The following is a 20,969-nucleotide window of genomic DNA, read 5'->3' as shown; positions in this document are numbered from 1 at the left end:
GAAAAGGGTTCTGCCCTCCCCAAGTGCCTTCGGACAAGTTGCATGGCCGGAAAACACTCGAAGGGCCATCATGGGCTTTTCCACTGTCCAGATACCCATGATCACCAAGGATGACCTGTTAAGGGAGTTCGGCGAGCTAGGCGAAGCCCGTGGTTGTTACTTTGGCAAATACGTAGTTGCGACGTTCACGATTCACTGCTGCCTGCGAAACACCAACGGGCACGATCTGGCGATCACCTCCAAGGACATCGCTGATCCGGAATTCGCCGCGAACGTTCTGTTGAACGCGCCGCATCATCTCTCACACGATGGGCCAACGATCTTTGAAATTCCGTCCAGCGCCTATGGTTTCACCCACGCGTTAGCGGTTCCCGCCACGTATCACGGGCTACTGAACCGCAACGCCAATCGAACCAACCTGTTCCTGTGCCTGCCGATCTTCCGCTGCGAGTTCAGCGGCAATGAGTCGGTGGAGGAGTTCAAGTGGTCCACACATCACATCGTTGACGTCAACAACTGGCATAGGACCAGGCAGCCGAAGATTAAGCGTGTACTTCGACAATCCCCGCACTGGCGGCGGAACGGACGGGGACGGCGCAATCGTTAGCCTGGAGACGTTAGTAGCCGAAATCGACAACCTCAACGGCGTGGGCAACGGCTTCATCGAGATCACCAACTACCGCGGCGAGGTGATCGAGGTGCTGTCGCCAGCGGAAGGCCACTATGTGTTGATCCGCAACCGCAAGGATGAAGAAGCGATGGGTCGCGCGCGGCTGGTGGCAGCCGTGGAGACGTTCACCACCAGCTGACGGCCGACCGCGATTGTGGAGCCGAGCCCATGCTCGGCTGCTTGTGCCGTGAAAAGCAGCCGAGCATGGGCTCGGCTCTAAGGTGTCCCGGCGACCCCTCGACGGTGATCAGATCACCGTCAGGTTGGCGTACGCCATCACCAGCCACTTGCTGCCGGCGTCGGCGAACTCGACCTGCACACGGGCGTGGGCACCGTTGCCTTCGTAGTCGGTCACCATGCCTTCGCCGAACTTGGGATGGGTGACCAGTGCGCCGAGCTTGATCGGCGGTGCCTCGATCGAGGCATGGCCCATCACCCGGCTGGCGCCCATCGAGGCCGGCCGCGAGACCTGCACCTTGGGGCGGACTTCATGCAGCAGCTCGCGCGGGATCTCGCGCAGGAAGCGCGACGGCAGGCTGTAATTGTCCTGGCCATGGATGCGGCGCGATTCGGCGTAGCTCAGTACCAGTTTCTGGCGCGCGCGGGTGATGCCCACGTAGGCCAGGCGGCGCTCTTCTTCCAGCCGCCCGCTTTCCTCCAGCGAGCGTGCGCTGGGGAACAGGCCTTCTTCCAGGCCGGCCAGGAACACCAGCGGGAACTCCAGGCCCTTGGCCGAGTGCAGGGTCATCAGCTGCACGCCCTCTTCGCCCGCCTGCGCCTGGCCCTCGCCGGCCTCCAGCGCGGCATAGGCCAGGAACGCGACCAGCTCGTCCATGTCCTCGCCCACTTCCTCGATGTCATCGGCGCGGCGCACGAAGCGCGAGGCCACCGAGACCAGTTCGTCGAGGTTGTCAGTGCGCGATTCGGAGTCCAGCGCGTTGCGGCTTTCCTTGCTCCAGTGCTCGCGCAGCTGCGAGCGGGCCAGCACGTGGTCCACGCGCTCGGCCAGGGTCATGTGCAGGGTCTGCGCCTGCAGCTCGTTGACCAGCACCAGGAAGCCGGCCAGCGCATTGCGTGCACGTGCGGCCAGCGCGCTGCCCTGGGTGACCAGCATGGTCGCTTCCCACAGCGAAATGCCCTGCGCGCGCGCCTCGCGGCGCACTTCGTCCAGCGTGCGGTCGCCGATGCCACGCGTCGGCGTGTTGACCGCGCGCTCGAACGCCGCGTCGTCGTTGCGGTTGGACAGCAGGCGCAGGTAGGCCAGCGCGTCCTTGATTTCGGCACGTTCGAAGAAGCGCATGCCGCCGTACACGCGGTACGGCACCTGTTCGCTCAGCAGCGCTTCTTCCAGCGCGCGCGACTGCGCATTGCTGCGGTAGAGCACGGCCACTTCGGTATAGCTGCCACCGTCGCGCACCCACTGGCGCGCGCGCTCGACGATGTAGCGCGCCTCGTCCATCTCGTTGTAGGCGGCGTACAGGTCGATCGGCTCACCGTCGCCGCTGTCGGTCCACAGCTGCTTGCCGATGCGGTCGGGGTTGTGCGCGATTACCGCATTGGCGGCGCCGAGGATGTTGGCGGTGGAGCGGTAGTTCTGTTCCAGGCGGATGGTCTGCGCGCCCGGGAAGTCGCGCAGGAAGCCCTGCACGTTCTCGACCTTGGCACCGCGCCAGCCGTAGATGGCCTGGTCATCGTCGCCGACCACGAACACGTGGCCGGAATCACCGGCCAGCACGCGCACGAAGGCGTACTGGATGGCATTGGTGTCCTGGAACTCGTCCACCAGGATTTCGCGGAAGCGGGCGCGGTAGTGCGCCAGCAGGGCCGGGTTGTCGCGCAGCAGTTCGTGCGCGCGCAGCAGCAGCTCGGCGAAGTCGACCAGGCCGGCGCGGTCGCAGCGTGCCTGGTACTCGATGTAGGCCTGGCGCATGGTTTCCAGCCAGGCGTCGTGCGGCTCGGGCTGGATGTGCTGCGGGCGGCGACCTTCGTCCTTCTGCGCGTTGATCCACCACGCGATCTGCTTGGCCGGGTACTTGCCGTCGTCCAGTTCCAGCGCCTGCACCACGCGCTTGACCAGCCGCAGCTGGTCGTCCGAATCCATCACCTGGAAGCCTTCCGGCAGCTTCGCGTCCTGCCAGTGCAGGCGCAGCAGGCGGTTGGCCAGGCCGTGGAAGGTGCCGATCCACATGCCACGGCTGCCATTGGGCAGCTGTGCGTCGATGCGGTGGCGCATTTCGCCGGCCGCCTTGTTGGTGAAGGTCACCGCGAAAATGCCGTGGGTCGGCACGCCATCGACTTCATGCAGCCAGGCGATGCGGTGGGTGAGTACGCGGGTCTTGCCGGAACCGGCACCGGCCAGCACCAGGTGGTGGCCGGGGGGAGCGGAGACGGCTTCGCGCTGGGCCGGGTTCAGGCCATCAAGCAGGTGGGAGACATCCATGCCCCCATTTTACGGCATCGCCGTCGCGGCTCCTGCGACCACCTGGGTTGCCAGTGCGTGCGCCTGCTGACGCAGTTCAGGCACCGCCAGGCTTTCCCACAGGCTGCCGATGCGCAGGCTGCCGAGTACGCCCAGCCGTGCCTGCGGCTGGCCACCGGCGGCACACAGGCGATCGCCCGGCACCGTGCTGTCCAGGCCCAGCCCGTGCGGGCCGGGACGTGCCAGCCCATCAGCCTGCAGCTGCTGCAGCAAGGGATTGCGCAGCGCCCTGGCACGGGTTTCCACGCCGGTGGCGTTGATCACCCCGCTGATCGTCCACTGCTGTTCATTGCCCGAGGCATCGCGGCCGGACAGCTGCAGCGCATCGCCGTCGCGCCAGACGCGCTGCAGGCGGGACCGGTGGATACGCAGCTGGCCGCTGTCCTGCAGTGTCTGCAGCTGCGCGTCGACCTCTTCGGCGATGCGGTGGCGATGCACGTCCCAGTAGCGCACCACATGGCGCAGGAAGCGGCGCTGGTCGGCCTCGTCGAGGCTGCACCACAGCGCCTGCCCGTGCGGACGGATGCGGTCCATCACGCCCTGCCACGGCAGGCCGTCGGCCTGCGCCTGGCGAGTGAACCCGCGCAGCGCGCGCAGGCGCTGGCGCAGGTTCATCGGCAGCAGCGTGGCCGGGTCGAAGCTGAGCAGGCCGCCATGCGCATGCGGCAACGGCAGCAGGCCATGGCGCGAGATCACGTGCAGCGGGCCGGTGTGGCCGGCGGCGACCAATGCCAGCACGGTGTCGGCCATGCTCAGGCCGGACCCGACAATGGCCACGGCCTGTTCGCCGGCCAGGGTGCGTACGCCGTCGTAGTCCCAGGCCTCGATCACATCGTCGGCAGGCAGCGCATCGGCACCGGCCACCGGCAGCGGACGCATGCTGTTGCCCGTGGCCAGCACCGCCTGTGCGGCGTGCAGCGTGTGGCCATCGCCCAGCTGCAGCCGATAACCATGGTCATCCGGCTGCAGGCCCAGCACCGGCTGCGCGATCACCTGCAGCTGCGCCGGGCTGGCCGCGGCAGCGTCCTGCAGGCGCTGCTGCAGGTAGGCCGCGAAGTAGTGGCGGCACACGTAACGCTCGCCCAGCACCTCGCGCGCCTCGCCCGGGTAGGCGTTGGCGGACATCAGGTAGTCGAGGAAATCGCCGGGCTGGTCGGCAAACGCACTCATCTTCGCCGCCGGCACGTTCAGCAGATGCTCCGGCCATGGCGTGGCGTAGGCGATGCCCTGCGCCAGCTGTGAGGCCGGTTCGAAAATGGCCAGCGCCAGCGGCGCCTTGGCCTGGCGCAGTACCTGGATCGCCACCAGCACGCCGGCCGCACCACCACCGATGATTGCCAGGTCCAGTTCGCCATTACGCGGTGAATCAGTCATGTGCCGATTGTAGGCCATCGGCGATGACAGGCCGGATTGCCGAAATGGGCGGCCGGCCTTGCCTCACATCAACGCATCGGCCAAGCGTGCGATGCCTTCGCGGCTGCGCCGCCACGTGGGACGGCTGCGCCACTGCTGCAGGTCCAGCTGCCGCGACTCGCGCAGGTAGCCATCCTCGATCGCGCACAGCTGCTGGACCAGCGCGCGGTCGTAGCAGATCAGGCCGATTTCGGCATTCAGCGCGAACGAGCGGATATCCATGTTGATCGAGCCGAGCACGGCGATGTCCTCGTCCACGCTCATGTGCTTGGCGTGCAGGAACTGCGGTTCGTACAGGGCGATGCGCACGCCACAGCGCAGCAGCTCGTCGTAGTACGCCTCCTGCGCCCACGAGGTCAGCCGCTGGTTGTTGCTGGCCGACAGGATCAGCTGCACGTCCACCCCGGACAACGCCGCGATGCGCAGCGCGCTCAGCGTGGCTTCGTCGGGCACGAAGTACGGGGTGACCATCACCAGCCGGCGCCGTGCGAGGTGGATCAGCGCCGCCACCGCATCGCGTGCGTTGCTGTACGGGTAGGCCGGGCCGCTGGGCAGCAGCTGGGTGGCGATGTCGTCGCTGCACTCGGGCACATCGGCGATCACGTCCAGGCGCTGGCCGGTTTCCATGTACCAGTCGCTGGCGAACACCGCTTCCAGATGCGCCACCGCCGGGCCGCGCACGCGCGCCACCAGCTCGCGGTTCGGGTGGCCGGGCACGAACTGCGGGCCCGCCAGGTTCTGCGAACCGACATAGGCCACTTCGTTGTCGATCACCGCGATCTTGCGGTGGTTGCGCAGGTCCATGCGCCCGCTGCGGCGCCAGCGCAGGCCACCGGGCAGCATCGCGCGCACTTCGATGTCGCGCGCTTCCAGGCGCTTGCGATAGGCGCGCAGGCCGCGCTTGGCACCCACCGCGTCGAGCAGCACGCGGCACTGCACGCCACGCGCCGCTGCGCGCTGCAGGGCCTCGACGATCGCCTCGCCCACCGCGTCGTCGAACATCAGGTAGTACAGCAGGTGCACGCGGTCTTCGGCCTGGTCGATGTCGGCGATCAGCGTGTGCAGTGATTCGTCGTAGTCGGTCAGCAGATCGACGGCGTTGCCGTGCACCGGCATGAAGTCGCCCTGGCGCTGCACCAGCGGTACGATCTCGGCGCTGGCGGTGTCCGGCTGCGGGGCCCAGCGCAGGCGATGCTGCAGCGCCTGTTCCTCGCGGATCACCTGCGAGGCTTCGGCCTGGCGGCGGATACGCTCGCGCGACAGCCACGGGTGGCCGAACAGCAGGTACAGCGGCAGGCCCAGCAGCGGCACGAAGCCGACCAGCAGCAGCCAGCTGCGCGCCGCTCCCGGCGTGGTGCGGGTGGGGATCCAGCACAGCGCGACCAGCCGGATCAGCCAGTCGATCAGCAGCAGGTAGGAACCCAGCAACCACTCGAACAGCATCGCGTCGCCCGTCGGGAGGTGATGGGCCATTCTGCCCACCGGCCCTTGTAGAGTCGAGCCGCGCTCGACGGCCTTCCGGTCCGACGGCAGAGCAGCCGTGCGTGGGCTCGGCTCTACAGGACGGCTCAATGCCGCACCGGCACCTCGCACAGCTGCCGCACCGATTCGGCGTGGCGGCGGCCGTTGAGCGCCATGCAGGCGATAGCCTGCGCGGCCCGTTCCAGCTGCGCCTCTGGAAGCGGCGACGGCGCGCCGTTGGCCAGCGCGAGGTGGTGGTCGCACAGCAGCAGCGCCATGCCCTCGATGCCTTGCAGCATGCGCTGCAGGCGCAGCCAGCCCAGTTCCAGGTCCTGCCGGTGTGATGGGGTGTTCATGCAACCTCCTTCAACGGATCTGGCCACCGTGAAGGTGGCGGACGATGCGTGGTTGCAATACCGGGAACGGTAGCCACCAAACCGGCGGGCACGAGGCCCCCACGCACCGTCCGCCATAGAGGCAGATGGGTCGCCCGCCGTCGGCGGAGCTTTTCCGGCAACGGCGGGCGAGTTTACTGGCTACCGATTCGACGGGATTGCAAGCCCGGCCGCTGCAACTGCAGCGGCTTGCCATCATGGGCACGGCAAGGCCTGTCGTTCCAATCAATTTGGAACGCGCGAAGTGCCGGAACCGGTAGGCACAATCACTTATCGCATTCGGCCCATCATTCCGCGCACGGCGCCATTGGCGACAGCCTGCGCGGGGAGTGTTGCAGTGCCGACCAACGGTCGGCACCCACCACGGCAATGCAGGAAGTACCCACCACCTGGATGCCAGACATGAAAAAACCCGCCACAAGGGCGGGTTTCTTCGCGGGGACCAGCAATCCTTGCGGATTACTTGATCTTGCCTTCCTTGTACAGGACGTGCTTGCGCACGACCGGATCGTACTTCAGGAATTCCATCTTCCCCGGGGTGTTCTTCTTGTTCTTGTCGGTCGTGTAGAAGTGGCCGGTACCGGCCGAGGAAATCATACGGACCTTATCGCGCTTGCCTGCCATGATGCTTTACTCCTCAGACCTTTTCGCCGCGCGCACGCAGCTCAGCCAGAACGGAATCAATGCCGTTCTTGTCGATGGTGCGCAGTGCATGCGCGGAAACACGAAGCTTGACCCAGCGGTTCTCGCTGGCCACCCAGAAACGGCGCTCGTGCAGATTCGGCAGGAAACGACGACGGGTCTTGTTGTTGGCGTGCGAGACGTTGTTACCCGTCTGCACTCGCTTGCCGGAAACCTGGCATACGCGGGACATTGCGCACCTCGATAGTAGTAGTTGTCAGCCCGTAGCCCGGGAGACGGCGGCCTCGATGGTTGCCCACCACACGTCAAGAGAATCAAAGGGTTACGCTGGCGTTGGGCGGCCGGGGACGTGTTCCCGGGGGCGCCGCCCGGTAGAAAACCGGACACAGCGAGCCGCGCATTATGCACGGGTTCAAGCACTTGCGCAAGTTACCCACAGGCTGGGGCTGAACGCGACGGCTGCCTTCCTGTAGAGCCGAGCCCATGCTCGGCTGCTTCGGCCCGCAAGACCGAGCCGAGCGTGGGCTCGGCTCTACACAAGCGGCTAGGCCGGCTCAACGCAGGTGCGGAATCACCTGGGCCAGCAGATGGGCATCCTTCAACGCGCCGTGCAGGCCGCGGTTGCCGGGAATGCGCAGGCGCTGCAGCACATCATCCAGCTTGTTGCCCTGGCCGGGCCAGCGCCCGCGCGCCAGCTTCAGGCTACAGGTGATGCGGCAATGCTGGGCCAGCGTGCCGGGGATGCCCGCCAGGCGCAGCTCGTTGTCCAGGAAGCCCACATCGAAGGTGGCGTTATGCGCGATCATTTCGCTGCCGCGCAGGAAGTCCAGCAGTTCGGCGGCCTTGCTGGAGAACAGTGGCTTGCCCACCAGCATCGCATCGCTGATGCCATGCACGCGCTGTGCGCCCCAATCGACCTTGCGCTGCGGCTGCAGGTAGGTGTGGAACTGGCGGCCGGTCAGCTGGCCATCGATCAGTTCGACGGCACCGATTTCGATCACCCGGTGCCCCAGGCGGTGGGAGATGCCGGTGGTTTCGGTATCCAGTGCGACGATGCGACTCATCAGGGTGTGCGTTCTCCAGTACGTGCAGCCGGATTTTCGCACGCGACCGATGCACTCACCCCAACGCTTCCACCACCCAATCGATGAACACCCGCATCCGCTGGCTCATGTGCCGGTTCGGCGGGAACATCACATGCATCGGCATGGGTGGCAGCTGCCAGTCCGGCAGCACCGGCAGCAGCTCGCCACGCGCCACGTGCGGTTCGGCCATGTAGCTGGGCAGCGCCACCACGCCCAGCCCCGCCAACGCAGCCGCCAGATAGGCGTTGCCGTCGTCGAAGCCGACCGTGTAGCGGCCCTGCACCTCGACGCGCTCATCGCCGCGCTGCGCGCTGAACATCCGGGCCCGGCCACTGCGTGGGCTGAGGAAGCCGACCATGTGGTGGTCCGGTCCTTCCAGCGCGCGCGGGTCGGTCGGCAGGCCGAAACGCTGCACATAGCCGGGGCTGGCGTGGAAACCGATCGGCAGCGCAGCCAGCGGCCGCGCCACCAGTGCCGGGTCGGCCGGGGTGCCGCCGCGGATCACGCAGTCGACGTTGTCGGCGATGACATCGACCTCGCGGTCGCTGACGCCGATGTCCAGCTGGATCTCCGGGTAGCGCGCCTGGAAATCCGGCAGCGCCGGCACCAGCCGCAAGCGCGCGTACGGCCCGGGCACATCCACGCGCAGGCGTCCGCGCGGCTGGGTGGCCGCGTCGCCCAGCCCCCCCTCCACCTCTTCCAGCTCGGCCAGCAGGCGGGCGATGCGCGGGTAATAGGCCGCGCCATCGGCGGTGACGCTGACCCGGCGCGTGGTGCGGTTGAGCAGGCGCAGCCGCAGGTGCGCCTCCAGCTGCTGCACCAGCTGGGTGGCTGTGGTGCGGCTGATCTGCAGGGTCTGCGCGGCGCGGGTGAAGCTGCCGGTTTCCACCACCCGGGCAAAGGCCCGCATCGCCTCGAAACGGTCCATGGCTGACCATGATTGTTTGGGATCAGCAATCAATCTAGTCCGATCATCGCGGTTTATCCAGACAGCGCTGGCGCGGAGGATGGGCGTTCTCTCCCACGGGATCTTCCCCATGTCACAGCGTGATGTCGTTTTCCCCGCCGGCCGCCAGGCCCTGTACGAGCGCAACCGTTACTCGCCGGCGATCCGGTCCGATGGCTTCCTGTTCGTCTCCGGCCAGGTCGGCAGCCGCGAGGACGGCTCACCCGAGCCGGATTTTGAAACCCAGGTACGCCGCGCCTTCGAGAATCTCAACGCGGTGCTGGCTGCCGCCGGCTGCACGTTCGATGACGTGATCGACGTGACCGTGTTCCTGGTCGACCCCGAGAAGAACTTCGAGAAGGCGTGGGCGATCGTGCCCGAGTACTGGGGCGAAGCACCGCACCCGACCCTGACCGGAATCGGCGTGACCTGGCTGTATGGGTTCCAGTTCGAGATCAAGGTGATCGCGAAGCTGCCCGCAGACCGGTAGTGCCGGCCGCTGGCCGGCAGCAAGGTGTCGGGGTCAGAGCCCTTTCCGGAGGAAAGGGATCCGACCCCAGCCCGACCCACCTGAACGGGAGGCTCCGACGGATTCCCGAGGTGGCCATTGATATTGTATCCGGCGAAAACCGCTTGCTAGCCTCCCCTTCATGCGCCGGATCTCCCGCCACCTTCGCTCGTACCTGCTGATGCTGCTGATGGCGGCATTCGTGGTCGTGCCGGTGGCCGACGCGCTGGCCTGCACGGTGGAACCGCACGCCAGCACGGTGCATGTGGAGTCCGCACCGGATTCCGATGGCGACAGCGATGGCAAGCACGTCGGTGCCTGTGGCCACAACCACTGCCACCACTCCAATCTGAGCCTGCCGGCCAGCACCCTCGCCGCCTTCGGTGCGCCACTGCCGGCGCGCTGGATGAATGCCGGCGACGCGGCGACCTATGCGGTCGCCCAGGATGAATTGACGCGTCCCCCCCGGGCGTGAGTTGAGCGCGTCCCGCGATTGCGGGCTCCCGTTTCACTCACAACCGGAATCCCCCTATGTCGATCCTGACACCTCGGTCGCCGCGCGCGGCCGGGCTGGTCGTCGCTGTGCTGCTGGGCCTGGCCCCGGCGGCATCGGTGATGGCGCAAGCCGCCCCTTCCTACGACACCCTGCTTGAACGCCTGGACCAGCTGCCCGGCACCCGCGTCGGTACGGCACTGGCCGAGGCCGCCGACGCGCGCGCCGACCAGGCCCGTGCGCTGCCCAACCCTTCCCTCTCCTACTCGGCTGAAAATGCCTGGGGCACCGGCTCCTATGGCGGCATGGGCAAGGCCGATACCGTACTCACCCTGTCCCAGCCGCTGGAGGTCTGGGGCCAGCGTGGCGCGCGTGTCCGTGCCGCCCGTGCCGAGGCACAGGCCGCCAACCTGCGTGGTGCCCAGAGCCGCAGCGACGTGGCCAGCCAGCTGGCGGTGGTCTACGCACAGGCGGAAAGTGCACTGCGCCGCTACGCCCTGGCCGAAGAAGCGCTGACCCTCACCCGCGACGACGCCAATGCGGTCAACGCGATGGTCAAGCAGGGCCGCGAACCGCAGCTGCGCGCGGTGCAGGCGCAGAGCGAAGTGGCCAATGCCAGCGCTGCGCTGGATGAGGCGCAGGCATTCCGCGACGCCGCGCTGGCCCGCCTGGCCGGTGCCGCGCTGCTGGATGCGCCGGTGCAGTCGATCGACAACAGCCTGCTCGACCGTGCCCCGCCGCTGCCGCGTGGCGCCACCGACGTGGCGCTGGCGGTGCGCATCGCCGAAGCCGAAGCCGATGCGGCCAGCAAGCTGGTCGACGTGGAGCGCAAGCGCGCCCTGCCCGACCTCAGCGTCACCGCCGCGCAGACCCGCTTCCGCGAAGGCGGCGAGCGTGCCTACAACCTCGGGGTCAGCCTCAGCATCCCGCTGTTCGACCGCAACCGCGGGGGCATCCGCGCCGCCAATGCCGACCAGCGCGCGGCCGAGGCCCGCCTGGACCAGCAGCGCCGCGACAGCGAGGCCGAACGCCTGTCCGCCGTGGCCGGGCTGAAGGCGGCCGGCAGCCGTACCCGCGCCGCCGATGAAAGCGTGGTCGCCGCCGAAGAGGCGTATCGCCTCGCACGCGTCGGCTTCGACGCCGGACGCATCTCGCAGCTGGAACTGCGCAGCACGCGCAGCGCCCTCATCGCCGCCCGCAGCACCGCCGTGGATGCGCGCCTGTCGCGCGTCGGCGCCGAAATCGATCTTGCCCGCCTTGAAGGGCGCGCACCTTTTGTGGAGGCCAAATGACTCTCTCCCGTACTTTCCCGCTGATCGGCGGCGTGCTGCTGACCGTTCTGCTTGCCGGCTGCGCCGGCAATGCGCAGACGCCTGCCAATGAAGACCCGGCTGCGGCCAAGGCCGGCACCGACGATGGCCACGGCCATGCCGCCGACAGCAAGGAGGCCAAGGCGGAAACCGCCAAGGCCCCCGACGACGCCGATGAAGGCGTGGTGCAGCTGACCCCGGAACAGATCAAGGCGTCCGGTATCGAGGTGGTCGCCATCGGTCGCGGTGGCGGTGGCTCGACGCGCCTGTCCGGACGGGTCGAGCCGTCGGTGGGCGCACGCGCGTCGGTGGCGTCCACGGTGACCGGCCGCGTCGAACGCGTGCTGGTCGCGCCGGGCACGGCGGTGAAGCAGAACCAGGCGCTGGCGATCGTGGTCAGCGGTGAGGCCGCGGTGTTCCGCGCCAATGCGCTGGCTGCATCGGCCGAAGCCGAGGCCGCGCGCCTGGCCTATGGCCGCGACAAGGCGCTGGTCGACCAGGGCGTGGTCGCGCGCCAGGAACTGGAGGCCTCGCGCGCCCGCTCGCTGGCGGCACAGGCCCAGGCCGCTGCCGCGCAGGCCCAGGCTGCTGCCAACGGTGCGCCCGATGCCAGTGGCCGCGTGCGCATCACCAGCCCGGTGGCCGGCATCGTCGGCAACGTGCAGGTCACCCCGGGCGGCGTGGTCGCTGCCGGCAGCGCGGTGGCCGATGTCGCCGACCCGGCGATGAACGAACTGGTGTTCACCGCGCCGCCCGCGCTGGCCGCACAAGTCACGCCCGGCATGAAGCTGGAAGTGAGCGTGCCGGGTGGCAGCTTCACCGCCACCGTCACCGGTTCGGCCGCCGATGTGCGCCAGCAGGGCGGCGTCGCGGTTATCCGCGCCACGCCAGTGGACGCTTCGCTGCCGCCGGCCGGTTCGCCGGTTTCGGCGGTGGTGGTCACCGAGGGCCAGGACGGTTCGCTCAGCGTGCCGGCCGATGCGGTGCAGAACGTCGATGGCAGCAGTGCGGTGTTCGTTGCCGTCGACGGCGGCTTCAAGGCACAGCCGGTACTGGCCGGGCGCCGTGCCGGCGACCGCATCGAGATCCTCGGTGGACTGACCGGCAACGAGCGCATCGTCGGTGCCAACGCCTTCCTGCTCAAGGCCGAACTGGCCAAGGGCGAAGCCGAGCACGGCCACTGAGGAGGCGACCATGTTCAAGCTGATCATTGAAACAGCGGTGCGCCACCGCTGGCTGGTGGTGTTCATGGCGGCGTTGATCGCTGCCGTGGGCCTGTTCCAGCTGGGCAAGCTGCCGATCGACGCGGTGCCGGACATCACCAACCGCCAGGTGCAGATCAACACGGTGGCACCAGCGCTGACGCCCGAACAGATCGAGCGGCAGGTGACCTATCCGCTGGAAACCGCGCTGGCCGGCATTCCCGGCCTGACCACCACGCGTTCGCTGTCGCGCAATGGCTTCTCGCAGGTCACCGCGATCTTCACTGATGCGACCGACATCTACTTCGCCCGCCAGCAGGTGGCCGAACGCATGCGCGAGGCATCCGAAGACCTGCCCGATGGCGCGTCGCCGATGCTGTCGCCGGTCACCACCGGCCTCGGTGAAGTGCTGATGTGGACCGTGGACTTCACCACGTTCGATCCGACCAGGCTGGCCAAGCCCGGTGAAGCGGGCTGGCAGGCCGGCGAGGTCTACCGCACGCCGGAAGGCAACCTGCTGCGCACGCCAGAAGAACGTGCCACCTACCTGCGCACCGTGCAGGACTGGATCATCGCGCCGCAGATGCGTTCCAGCCCGGGACTGGCCGGCGTCGATACGGTCGGCGGCTACGTCAAGGAATACGGCGTGCATCCGGACAGCGCCCGGCTGGCCGCGCACGGCCTCGGCCTGGCCGATCTGGTCACTGCCCTGCAGCGCTCCAACGTGCAGGCCGGTGCCGGTTTCGTGCAGCGTGCCGGCGAAGGCCTGGTGGTACGTGCTGACGGCCTGGCGCTGACCACCGAGGATCTGGCACAGGCCCCGGTGGCCACCCGCAATGGCGTGGTGGTGCGCGTGGCCGATGTGGCCGAGGTCGAGCTGAGCCGCGCGCCGCGCCTGGGTGCGGCCAGCCGCAACGGCCATGAAGCCGTGCTGGGCACCGCGCTGATGATCGCCGGCGGCAACAGCCGCACCGTGGCCCAGGCCGCGGCCGCGCGCCTGGAACAGGTGAACACGTCGCTGCCGGCCGACATCGTGGCGGCACCGGTGCTGGACCGCAGCGTGCTGGTCAATTCCACCATCAAGACCGTGGCCAAGAACCTCACCGAGGGCGCGCTGCTGGTGGTGGTGGTGCTGTTCCTGCTGCTGGGCAACCTGCGTGCAGCGACGATCACTGCGCTGGTGATTCCGCTGTCGTTCCTGTTCGCAGTGATCGGCATGAACCGCTTCGGCATCAGCGGCAACCTGATGAGCCTGGGTGCGCTGGACTTCGGCATCCTGGTGGACGGTGCGGTGATCGTGGTCGAGTCGACGCTGCTGATGCTGGGCCAGCGCCGCGCCGAACTCGGCCGTGCATTGACCGCGATGGAACGCCTGCGCGTGGCCGCCGATTCGGCCATGAAGATGGCGCGCCCTGCAGCCTTCGGCCAGTTGATCATCCTGCTGGTGTTCGCGCCGATCCTTACTCTGGAAGGCGTGGAGGGCAAAACGTTCCACCCGATGGCAGCCACCTTCATGCTGGCCCTGGTCGGTGCCTTCATCTTCTCCTTCACCTTCGTGCCGGCGATGGCCGCGCTGCTGGTGCGCGAGCCGAAGGTCAAGGACGGCGATGCGCATGCCGATGATGGCGAGCACGAGACGAAGCTGATCCGCGTGCTGCGTGCGCGCATCGAGCCGGTGGTGCGCAAGGCCGTGGCCCATCCGCGCACGGTGCTGGCCGGTGCGGTGATGATGGTGGTGGTGGGCATCGGCTCGTTCTCGCTGCTGGGCCGCGAGTTCATGCCGACGCTGGACGAAGGCAACGTGGCGATGCAGGCCCTGCGCGTGCCGTCGACCTCGCTGGAACAGTCACTGGCGATGCAGCTGGCACTGGAAAAGGCGATTGCCAAGCAGCCGGAAGTGGAGACCGTGTTCTCGCGCACCGGTACCGCCGAGGCGGCCATCGACCCGATGCCGACCAACATCTCCGACAGCGTGATCGTGCTCAAGCCACGCAAGGACTGGCCGGATCCGAAGCTGGGCAAGGACGCGCTGGTGGCACGCTTCGAAACGCTGGCCGGGCAGCAGCTGGGCAACAGCTTCGAGTTCAGCCAGCCGATCGAGCTGCGCTTCAACGAGTTGATTTCCGGCGTGCGTACCGACCTGGCAGTGATGATCTTCGGCGATGACTTCAGCCAGCTGCAGAAGGTGGCCGACCAAGTGGCGCTGAAGCTGCGTGCGGTGAACGGCGCGGCCGACGTGCGTGTGGAACAGATCTCCGGCCTGCCGACGCTCAACGTGGCCATCGACCACGTTGCAGCGGCACAGTATGGGCTGACCGCCGCGGACGTGAGCGATGCACTGTCCACTGGTATTGGTGGCACCGCGGCCGGCAAGATCTTCGAAGGTGACCGCCGCTTCAACGTGGTGGTTCGCCTGGACGATGCCTCGCGCAACGATCCGGACCAGCTCGCTTCACTGCCGATCGCCACGCCGTCGGGGCTGGTGATTCCGCTGTCGTCGGTCGCGCGCATCACGGTGAGCGAAGGGCCGAACCAGATCAGCCGCAACAACGGCAGCCGCCGCGTGGTGGTGCAGGCCAACGTGCGTGGCCGCGACCTGGGCGGTTTCGTGGGCGAAGCGCAGGCTGCAGTGGCCGACGTGGCGCTGCCGCCGGGTGCCTACCTGACCTGGGGTGGCCAGTTCGAGAACCTGCAGCGCGCCGAGAAGCGGCTGGCAACGGTGGTGCCGGTGGTGTTCCTGCTGATCGGCAGCCTGCTGTTCATGGCCCTGCGCAGCGGCAAGGAAGCCATTCTGGTGTTCAGCTGCGTGCCGTTGGCGCTGGTCGGCGGCATCCTCGCGCTGCTGCTGCGTGGCATGCCGTTCTCGGTGTCGGCGGCGGTCGGCTTCATCGCCGTCTCCGGCGTGGCGACCTTGAATGGCCTGGTGCTGATGCAGGCCATCCGCGAGCGCCTGGATGCCGGCGACCTGCCGCTGCAGGCGGCGATCAACGGTGCTTCCAGCCGTATCCGCGCGGTGCTGACCACGGCACTGGTGGCGATCGTCGGCTTCATTCCGATGGCGATCGCCAGCGGTTCCGGCGCGGAGGTGCAGAAGCCGCTGGCGACGGTGGTGATCGGTGGCCTGATCACCGCCACCGTGCTGACCCTGCTGGTGCTGCCGACCTTCGCGGCGCGGGTGGCCAAGCCAAGGGCGGTGGGGTGAGGTGATGCCGGGGTCGGAGCCCTTTCCGTGGGAAAGGGATCCGACCCCATGACCGGGTCGGATTGCCGGCCAGCGGCCGGCACTACCTTGGAACGGTCAGGCCTTCTTGCGCTCGGCGATGTAGGCCTGGATCTGCTGTTCCAGCACCGGCAGCGGCACCGAGCCCTGCTTGAGCAGGGTGTCGTGGAAGCCCTTGATGTCGAACTTGTCGCCCAGCTCCTTCTCGGCCTGCGCACGCAGGCGCACGATGGCGATCTCGCCCAGCTTGTAGCTCAGCGCCTGGCCCGGCCAGGAAATGTAGCGGTCCACTTCGGTGGTCACTTCATGCTCGCTCAGCGCGGTGTGGTCACGCAGGTAGGCCAACGCCTGCTCGCGGGTCCAGCCCTTGCTGTGCACGCCGGTGTCGATCACCAGGCGCGCCGCGCGCCACATTTCGTAGGTCAGGCGGCCGAAATCCTCGTACGGGGTTTCGTAGATGCCCATCTCCACGCCCAGCTTCTCGCAGTACAGCGCCCAGCCTTCGCCATAGGCAGAGATGTAGGCGTTGCGGCGGAACTCGGGCAGGTTCTTCTGCTCGGCGGCAATCGCCCCCTGCAGCGAGTGGCCCGGATCGGATTCATGCAGGGTCAGCGCCGGCAGGTTGTACAGCGGGCGCGACGGCAGGTTGTAGGTGTTGAGCCAGTAGGTGCCCATGCCACCACGGCCGGCGGTCCAGAACGGCGCGATGTCCGGCGGCACCGGCACGATGGTGAAGCGGGCGCGCGGCAGCGTCATGTACTTGCCGAGCTGGCCATCGGCCCGCTTGGAGATCCACGCGGCACGCGACAGCAGCTCTTCCGGCGTCTTGGCATAGAACTGCGGATCAGTGCGCAGGAAGGTCAGGAACTCGGCGAAGCTGCCCTTGAACTTCACCTGCTTGATGATGTCGTTCATTTCCTTCTGGATGCGCTCGACCTCACCCAGGCCGATGCGGTGGATCTCGTCCGGCGACAGGTCCAGCGTGGTGTATTCGTGGATCTGCTGCTTGTAGTACGCCTTGCCGTCCGGCATCGCTTCGGCGGCCAGGGTGGTGCGCGCCTGCGGCACGTACTCGTTGACGAAGAAGGTGCGCAACTGCTGGAACGCCGGCACCACCTTGCCGCTGATCGCCGCGCGCGCCTGCGCCTGCAGCCTGGCCTGTTCGGCCGCCGGGATGCTGTTGGGCAGCTTCTTGAACGGTGCGTACAGCGGCGACTCGGTCGGGTCCTTCAGTTCGGCGACGGTGGCGATGGACACTTCGCGACCATCGAGCACGGCACGCGGCACGCTGAAGCCACGCTTCAGGCCGGCGCGCATGTTCTCGGTCTGCTGGCCGAAGTAGCGCGGCACATCGTTCAGGCGGGCGATGTAGTTCTGGTAGTCCTGCGCGGTCTTCATCTCGCGCCGGGCCATGAAGGACAGGTTGGACCAGAACGAGGAGTCGGCGTTGAACGGCATCTCGTAGCCGCGCAGGCGCGTCTCTTCGGCCAGGTTGAACACCTGGTCGTGGTAGATCGCGTAGTTGACCTGGTTGTCGGGCGACAGGGTCTTCGGGTCGATCTTCTTCAGCGCGGCGAGGGTCTCGTCCCACACCTTCAGGCGTGCCTGCTGCGCGGCCGGGCCGATGTCGGGCATGCGGGTGGCGTTGGCCGGGGCGTCCTCGTCCTCGCTGGCTTCACCGCCACCCTGCTGGCGCCACTTCCATTCCTTCTCGTACAGCGCGCGGAAGGCGGCGTCGGCGGGCGATTCAGTGGCCACGCTGGCCGGTGCGGCGGTGGCGGGCGGCGCGGCCAGGGCCACGGCGGGGGCGGACAGGGCGATCAGCAGGGCAACGGCAAGACGGGTTTTCACGAGCACAGGTTCCCGGGAAGGCAGACCCCGATCATGGCACCGCCCACGGCCCGTGGCATGGGACGAAGGTCCTGCCTGCAACGCAGGCAGGACCGGGAACCGGCCGCAGGCCGGGGCCCCAGCGCCGAAGGCGCGTGGTAGAGCCGACTGTCAGTCGGCTGCTCTTCCGCCAGATGTAGCAAACCCCGCGCTTCGCGCGAAAGTCGACTCTACCCACAGCAGGCAGGACCCGGCACGGCCGCCGGACATGCAACAGAGCCACGCCATGCGTGGATGCGCCGGCGATCCGGACGGGGTCAGAGCCCTTTCCTGCGGAAAGGGATCCGACCCCACAGCCTCAGTGGCTGGCCTTGTCCCGCTTCCAGCCCCGGTGCTTGATGTCCAGGTGCAGGCTGTACAGCGCGGTGAACGCCGGGAACAGGTTCTGCAGCACGCCCACCGAGTCCTGCTTGGCCGAGAACAGGAAGTAGCTCAGCGTCATCAGGCTGCCGATCACGCTCATGTACCAGAACAGGCGCGGGATCACCGGCTTGCCGGCGCGCTTGGAGGCGATGAACTGGACCAGCCAGCGGCCGCCGAACATCAGTGCGCCGGTATAGCCGATCAGCTTCCAGCCGGTCACATGCAGGCCGGTCCAGTACAGCCAGGTCAGCGGCTGGTCGAGCCAGTGCAGCTCCAGGCCCATCACCGCTCTTCCACCGCGGTGCGCTTGCTGCGGGTGATCAGCCAGGCCACGCCGCGCAGGTCACGGATGCCGACCAGCGCGCGCCCGAGGTTGTTGTACTTGGACACGCCGGCGGTGCGGTGGCGGTGGTTGACCGGCACGCTGGTGGTCTTCCAGCCGGCGCGCTGCATCAGCGCCGGCAGGTAGCGGTGCATGTGGTCGAAGTACGGCAGGTCGAGGAACGCACTGCGCTCGAACAGCTTGATGCCGCAGCCGGTGTCGGGCGTATCGTCGCGCAGCATGCGCGCGCGGATGCGGTTGGCCCAGCGGCTGGCCCAGCGCTTGCTGCCGCTGTCCTGGCGGTTGACGCGCCAGCCGGCAAACAGCTTCACCTGCGCCTCGGCAGCATCGCGCGCTGCCAGCAGCTTGGGAATATCGGCCGGATCGTTCTGGCCATCACCATCCAGGGTGGCGATCCACGGCGCCCGCGCATGCTTGACGCCGGTGCGCACCGCGGTGCTCTGCCCGCTCTGGTTCACATGGTGCAGCACGCGCAGTTCCGGGGTGGTTGCCTTCAGCCCCTGCAGCACCGCCAGGGTGTCATCGCGCGAGTGATCGTCGATGTAGACGATCTCGAACGGCAGCCGGCCACGCAGCGCAGCGGTGATTTCGGCGACCAGCGGGGCGACGTTGTCGCGCTCGTTGAATACGGGGACGACAACGGAAAGCTCGGGTTGGCTCATGGGGGACTCGGCCAAGGGGGACAAAGACCGCGCATTCTCCGCAGCCGAGGTTATCCGAAGATGAACCCGGCCGCGTGAGGATCACTGCTCAGGCGCGGTCGCCAAAATACTCGCGGCACCATTCCACGACGGGGGGCAGCCCCTCTTCGATCGGGGTCACCGCATCGAAGCCGAAGGCGTCGTGCGCGCGCCGGGTGTCCGCCATCGTGCGCACCATGTCGCCGGGCTGCATGGGCTTGTAGACCTTCTGCGCGGGGCGGCCGGCGGCCTGCTCGATGACGCTGATGAAGCGCTCCAGCTCGACCGGCGTATGGTTGCCGAGGTTGAACACCCGGTGCGGCACCGGACCGTCGGCCGGATGCGCGAGGGCGCCGAGGATACCCGACACGATGTCGGAAATATGTGTGAAGTCGCGCTGCATGCGGCCTTCGTTGAACACGTCGATCGGCCGCCCGGCCAGCACCGCACGCGAGAACAGCAGCGGTGCCATGTCCGGCCGGCCCCACGGGCCATACACGGTGAAGAAACGCAGGCCGGTGGCGTGCAGGCCATACAGCTGCGCGTAGGTGTAGGCCATCAGCTCGTTGGCGGCCTTGGTCGCCGCGTACAGCGAGCGCGGCTGGTCAACGCGCTGGTCCTCGGAGAACGGCGGCGTGGCCGAATCACCGTAGACCGAGCTGCTGGAGGCATACACCAGATGCTGCACGCCACGGTGGCGACACAGCTCGAGCATGTTAACGAAGCCGACAAGGTTGCTGTCGACGTAGGCATGCGGGTTTTCCAGCGAATAGCGCACGCCGGCCTGAGCGGCCAGATGGATCACCGCCGTCGGCTTCACTTCGTCGAACAGCGCGGCCAGACCCTCGCGGTCGGTCAGGTCGAGGGTGCGCAGGTCCAGGGTCGGGCACAGTGCGGCCACACGGTCGCGCTTGATCTGCGGGTCGTAGTAGTCGTTGAAATTGTCCAGGCCGACCACCGGCTGGCCCGCCTCCAGCAGCGCGCGGGCGGTGTAGGCACCGATGAAGCCGGCAGCGCCGGTGAGCAGGATGGTCATTGCAGTTGCCTGGAAATCAATGAGTACAGGTGCAGAGGATACGCTGCGGACTCAGAACAGCCCGAAACGCTTCCTGGCCACGTTGGTGCGGCCGGGTTCGATCACGTCCTGGATCTTCTTCGCATCGAAGCGGTCGAGCAGCGCCTCGGCGCCCTTCTTCAGCTTCAGATCCATCTCTTCCGGATACAGCGGAACCAGGGTCATGAAGCTGATGGTCTTGCCGTCGTCCAGTTCCAGCGTGGCGAATTCTTCCGGGGCAGTCACCGGTGGAAGCACGATGGCACCGTCGAAACCCACGCCCGGCGCATAGGGCTCGCTGGGATGGCCGTTGGGAATGGTGTGGCCGAAGCCCAGCCAGGTGTCGTACTCGTGCGGCAGCCGCGCCATGCCCTTCAGCAGGCGCACCGGCCAGTAGTTGCGTTCGTCCTCGAAGGCGTCCTGCGTGATCGGCCAGTCGGCCGGCAGGGTCACCATCAGCTCCATGTAGCGCGGCACGTCCGCGTCCACCTCGGCGGGCACGGTCATCGGCAGGTCGCTCATGCCGGAGGTGACCAGGCGCAGGTACGGGAACTGGTCATTGGCCGGTACCACGTGCACGTCGATGTGCACCAGGTCGGAGATGATCTCGTGGAAGACACCGGACACCGGGCCCAGATGGCGCTCGATGTGCGCGCCGATCGCCTCGATGTGTTCTTCGCCCTGCGGCGGGGTGAAATCCTTCTGGCGGCTGTGCACCAGGATCGGGCTGCCGCCCGGGCTGACGTCGTCGAATGCGTTGCTCATGTCCTGCTCCCTCGATGGCAGGCCAGCGGGCCGGAAGGCAGTACATCCCA

20 protein-coding genes are annotated in these 20,969 nt (G+C 67.6%); 7 read left to right on the top strand and 13 right to left on the bottom strand.

The features are described from left to right. Positions 1–97 precede the first annotated feature (97 nt). Entirely contained in the window at positions 98–607 is a 510-nt protein-coding gene (locus tag ACXI0D_RS12485) for a hypothetical protein (RefSeq protein ID WP_479642613.1), read from the top strand. Beyond that, entirely contained in the window at positions 549–809 is a 261-nt protein-coding gene (locus ACXI0D_RS12480) for a hypothetical protein (RefSeq protein ID WP_479642612.1), read from the top strand. The genes ACXI0D_RS12485 and ACXI0D_RS12480 overlap by 59 nt, the downstream gene beginning before the upstream one ends. Positions 810–917: 108 nt before the next feature. On the opposite strand, the gene uvrD is transcribed toward ACXI0D_RS12480, so the two are convergent. The 8 genes from uvrD to ACXI0D_RS12440 all read right to left on the bottom strand — a co-directional run bounded on the left by uvrD (position 918) and on the right by ACXI0D_RS12440 (position 9,073). Then, positions 918–3,110 carry a DNA helicase II gene (uvrD, locus tag ACXI0D_RS12475; RefSeq protein WP_049446958.1) on the bottom strand — a complete coding sequence of 731 codons (2,193 nt, stop codon included), beginning with the start codon at positions 3,108–3,110 and terminating at the stop codon, positions 918–920. 9 nt (positions 3,111–3,119) lie between these two features. Further along, positions 3,120–4,541 (bottom strand): FAD/NAD(P)-binding protein, encoded by a 1,422-nt coding sequence (locus ACXI0D_RS12470; RefSeq protein ID WP_479642611.1) that lies wholly within the window; start codon positions 4,539–4,541, stop codon positions 3,120–3,122. 45 nt (positions 4,542–4,586) lie between these two features. Further along, entirely contained in the window at positions 4,587–6,005 is a 1,419-nt protein-coding gene (gene cls / locus ACXI0D_RS12465; protein WP_479642746.1) for a cardiolipin synthase, read from the bottom strand. A 125-nt stretch (positions 6,006–6,130) separates the two neighbouring features. After that, positions 6,131–6,379: a hypothetical protein gene (locus ACXI0D_RS12460; protein ID WP_014038959.1), complete on the bottom strand. Its 249-nt coding sequence runs from the start codon at positions 6,377–6,379 to the stop codon at positions 6,131–6,133. Positions 6,380–6,877: 498 nt separating this feature from the next. Continuing rightward, positions 6,878–7,045 (bottom strand): 50S ribosomal protein L33, encoded by a 168-nt coding sequence (rpmG, locus tag ACXI0D_RS12455; RefSeq protein ID WP_169411268.1) that lies wholly within the window; start codon positions 7,043–7,045, stop codon positions 6,878–6,880. A gap of 10 nt (positions 7,046–7,055) precedes the next feature. Continuing rightward, positions 7,056–7,292 carry a 50S ribosomal protein L28 gene (gene rpmB, locus ACXI0D_RS12450; RefSeq protein WP_005411638.1) on the bottom strand — a complete coding sequence of 79 codons (237 nt, stop codon included), beginning with the start codon at positions 7,290–7,292 and terminating at the stop codon, positions 7,056–7,058. A gap of 322 nt (positions 7,293–7,614) precedes the next feature. Then, positions 7,615–8,124, bottom strand: a complete 510-nt coding sequence (gene dnaQ / locus ACXI0D_RS12445; RefSeq protein ID WP_153856975.1) for a DNA polymerase III subunit epsilon — start codon at positions 8,122–8,124, stop codon at positions 7,615–7,617. Positions 8,125–8,179: 55 nt separating this feature from the next. Then, complete coding sequence (locus ACXI0D_RS12440) at positions 8,180–9,073, bottom strand: LysR substrate-binding domain-containing protein (RefSeq protein ID WP_479642610.1); 894 nt, start codon at positions 9,071–9,073, stop codon at positions 8,180–8,182. A gap of 109 nt (positions 9,074–9,182) precedes the next feature. Between ACXI0D_RS12440 and ACXI0D_RS12435 the strand changes: the two genes are divergently transcribed. The 5 genes from ACXI0D_RS12435 to ACXI0D_RS12415 all read left to right on the top strand — a co-directional run bounded on the left by ACXI0D_RS12435 (position 9,183) and on the right by ACXI0D_RS12415 (position 15,806). Continuing rightward, a complete protein-coding gene (locus ACXI0D_RS12435) occupies positions 9,183–9,581 on the top strand; it encodes a RidA family protein (protein WP_106549816.1) in 399 nt (132 codons plus the stop codon). A gap of 160 nt (positions 9,582–9,741) precedes the next feature. After that, positions 9,742–10,074, top strand: coding sequence for a hypothetical protein (locus ACXI0D_RS12430; protein ID WP_164115421.1), 333 nt, complete (start codon positions 9,742–9,744; stop codon positions 10,072–10,074). 56 nt (positions 10,075–10,130) lie between these two features. Beyond that, positions 10,131–11,384, top strand: a complete 1,254-nt coding sequence (locus ACXI0D_RS12425) for a TolC family protein (protein WP_479642609.1) — start codon at positions 10,131–10,133, stop codon at positions 11,382–11,384. Further along, a complete protein-coding gene (locus ACXI0D_RS12420; protein WP_479642608.1) occupies positions 11,381–12,586 on the top strand; it encodes an efflux RND transporter periplasmic adaptor subunit in 1,206 nt (401 codons plus the stop codon). The genes ACXI0D_RS12425 and ACXI0D_RS12420 overlap by 4 nt, the downstream gene beginning before the upstream one ends. A 10-nt stretch (positions 12,587–12,596) precedes the next feature. Next, the gene (locus tag ACXI0D_RS12415) at positions 12,597–15,806 is read left to right on the top strand and encodes an efflux RND transporter permease subunit (RefSeq protein WP_479642607.1); all 3,210 of its coding nucleotides are present in this window, start codon (positions 12,597–12,599) and stop codon (positions 15,804–15,806) included. Between the two features lie 96 nt (positions 15,807–15,902). On the opposite strand, the gene ACXI0D_RS12410 is transcribed toward ACXI0D_RS12415, so the two are convergent. The 5 genes from ACXI0D_RS12410 to ACXI0D_RS12390 all read right to left on the bottom strand — a co-directional run bounded on the left by ACXI0D_RS12410 (position 15,903) and on the right by ACXI0D_RS12390 (position 20,919). Next, positions 15,903–17,675 (bottom strand): DUF885 domain-containing protein, encoded by a 1,773-nt coding sequence (locus ACXI0D_RS12410; RefSeq protein WP_087924046.1) that lies wholly within the window; start codon positions 17,673–17,675, stop codon positions 15,903–15,905. A gap of 337 nt (positions 17,676–18,012) precedes the next feature. Beyond that, positions 18,013–18,360: a lipid-A-disaccharide synthase N-terminal domain-containing protein gene (locus ACXI0D_RS12405; protein ID WP_014038968.1), complete on the bottom strand. Its 348-nt coding sequence runs from the start codon at positions 18,358–18,360 to the stop codon at positions 18,013–18,015. After that, positions 18,360–19,082: a glycosyltransferase family 2 protein gene (locus ACXI0D_RS12400; RefSeq protein WP_049446937.1), complete on the bottom strand. Its 723-nt coding sequence runs from the start codon at positions 19,080–19,082 to the stop codon at positions 18,360–18,362. The genes ACXI0D_RS12405 and ACXI0D_RS12400 overlap by 1 nt, the downstream gene beginning before the upstream one ends. A gap of 88 nt (positions 19,083–19,170) precedes the next feature. After that, the gene (locus ACXI0D_RS12395) at positions 19,171–20,136 is read right to left on the bottom strand and encodes an NAD-dependent epimerase/dehydratase family protein (RefSeq protein ID WP_119006947.1); all 966 of its coding nucleotides are present in this window, start codon (positions 20,134–20,136) and stop codon (positions 19,171–19,173) included. Between the two features lie 51 nt (positions 20,137–20,187). Next, complete coding sequence (locus tag ACXI0D_RS12390) at positions 20,188–20,919, bottom strand: suppressor of fused domain protein (protein ID WP_119006948.1); 732 nt, start codon at positions 20,917–20,919, stop codon at positions 20,188–20,190. Positions 20,920–20,969 lie beyond the last annotated feature (50 nt).

The organism is Stenotrophomonas sp. C9D9 (genome assembly GCF_056491205.1).
Note: the sequence above shows the minus strand (reverse complement) of the source record. Positions and strands in the feature narration are given on the sequence as shown.

Excerpts from the sequence above, each read along its gene's own strand:
- ACXI0D_RS12485 (WP_479642613.1), top strand. The coding sequence starts at position 98 with ATGATCACCAAGGATGACCTGTTAAGGGAGTTCGGCGAGCTAGGCGAA.
- uvrD (WP_049446958.1), bottom strand. The coding sequence starts at position 3,110 with ATGGATGTCTCCCACCTGCTTGATGGCCTGAACCCGGCCCAGCGCGAA.
- ACXI0D_RS12470 (WP_479642611.1), bottom strand. The coding sequence starts at position 4,541 with ATGGCCTACAATCGGCACATGACTGATTCACCGCGTAATGGCGAACTG.
- cls (WP_479642746.1), bottom strand. The coding sequence starts at position 6,005 with ATGCTGTTCGAGTGGTTGCTGGGTTCCTACCTGCTGCTGATCGACTGG.
- ACXI0D_RS12460 (WP_014038959.1), bottom strand. The coding sequence starts at position 6,379 with ATGAACACCCCATCACACCGGCAGGACCTGGAACTGGGCTGGCTGCGC.
- rpmB (WP_005411638.1), bottom strand. The coding sequence starts at position 7,292 with ATGTCCCGCGTATGCCAGGTTTCCGGCAAGCGAGTGCAGACGGGTAAC.
- dnaQ (WP_153856975.1), bottom strand. The coding sequence starts at position 8,124 with ATGAGTCGCATCGTCGCACTGGATACCGAAACCACCGGCATCTCCCAC.
- ACXI0D_RS12440 (WP_479642610.1), bottom strand. The coding sequence starts at position 9,073 with ATGGACCGTTTCGAGGCGATGCGGGCCTTTGCCCGGGTGGTGGAAACC.
- ACXI0D_RS12435 (WP_106549816.1), top strand. The coding sequence starts at position 9,183 with ATGTCACAGCGTGATGTCGTTTTCCCCGCCGGCCGCCAGGCCCTGTAC.
- ACXI0D_RS12430 (WP_164115421.1), top strand. The coding sequence starts at position 9,742 with ATGCGCCGGATCTCCCGCCACCTTCGCTCGTACCTGCTGATGCTGCTG.
- ACXI0D_RS12425 (WP_479642609.1), top strand. The coding sequence starts at position 10,131 with ATGTCGATCCTGACACCTCGGTCGCCGCGCGCGGCCGGGCTGGTCGTC.
- ACXI0D_RS12420 (WP_479642608.1), top strand. The coding sequence starts at position 11,381 with ATGACTCTCTCCCGTACTTTCCCGCTGATCGGCGGCGTGCTGCTGACC.
- ACXI0D_RS12415 (WP_479642607.1), top strand. The coding sequence starts at position 12,597 with ATGTTCAAGCTGATCATTGAAACAGCGGTGCGCCACCGCTGGCTGGTG.
- ACXI0D_RS12405 (WP_014038968.1), bottom strand. The coding sequence starts at position 18,360 with ATGGGCCTGGAGCTGCACTGGCTCGACCAGCCGCTGACCTGGCTGTAC.
- ACXI0D_RS12400 (WP_049446937.1), bottom strand. The coding sequence starts at position 19,082 with ATGAGCCAACCCGAGCTTTCCGTTGTCGTCCCCGTATTCAACGAGCGC.
- ACXI0D_RS12395 (WP_119006947.1), bottom strand. The coding sequence starts at position 20,136 with ATGACCATCCTGCTCACCGGCGCTGCCGGCTTCATCGGTGCCTACACC.
- ACXI0D_RS12390 (WP_119006948.1), bottom strand. The coding sequence starts at position 20,919 with ATGAGCAACGCATTCGACGACGTCAGCCCGGGCGGCAGCCCGATCCTG.